The sequence below is a fragment of the Tsukamurella sputi genome, assembly GCF_007858445.1.
In the GTDB taxonomy this organism is placed as follows: domain Bacteria; phylum Actinomycetota; class Actinomycetes; order Mycobacteriales; family Mycobacteriaceae; genus Tsukamurella; species Tsukamurella sputi.
On sequence record NZ_VIGV01000081.1, the window covers coordinates 1 to 638 of the forward strand.

Below are 638 nucleotides of genomic sequence, written 5' to 3' on the forward strand. Positions count from 1 at the left end.
TTCAGCCGCACGTTTCTCTGCATGATGGGCAAAGAAGAGAGAGATTGCAATGACTGCGGCAACAATGATCGCATAGACTACAAACTCACCACGAGTCGGTGTTCTACGAAAGAATCGGAGAAAGGCTTTCACCCTTCTCCATTGTCCTTTTATCTGTACTTGATCAATTTTTGGCATACTCTATACATCACATCTTTGTCGGAGCTGAAAGTCCTAATAGCGTTAATCCATTTGCGAGAATCTGTTTTGCCGCCATTAAAAGATAGAGTTTAGCATCTTGACGTCCTCTCTCTGATTCATTATCTGTTAAGATTCGAATCGTATTGCCTGATTCATCTTTTGCATTGTAATAGCTATGGACATCTGCCGCGAGTTCTTGCAGATAATTCGCAATCAGATGAGGAGCACGATTACGTCCCGCCGTGGCAACCATCTCTCCAAAGCTTGAGAGAGTTCGCATTAAACGATACTCCGCCGTAGCTGTTAGCTCTAAGAGGTGTTGTGCTGCAAATTGAGGGTCGAATGGTTGTGCTTGTTTAGCTCTCTCCGCCAAGATTGAGCAGATGCGAGCATGCGCATACTGGATATAGTAGACTGGGTTATCACTCGATTGTGAGAGTGCAAGATCGATATCAAAC

The 638-nt window shown here is 44.4% G+C and carries 1 protein-coding gene; it reads right to left on the minus strand.

Annotation, left to right across the window (positions count from 1 at the left end):
• Positions 1 to 187: 187 nt before the first annotated feature.
• Positions 188 to 638: DALR anticodon-binding domain-containing protein (locus FK268_RS25925; protein ID WP_269434254.1), on the minus strand; the 451-nt coding region annotated here is incomplete at its 5' end.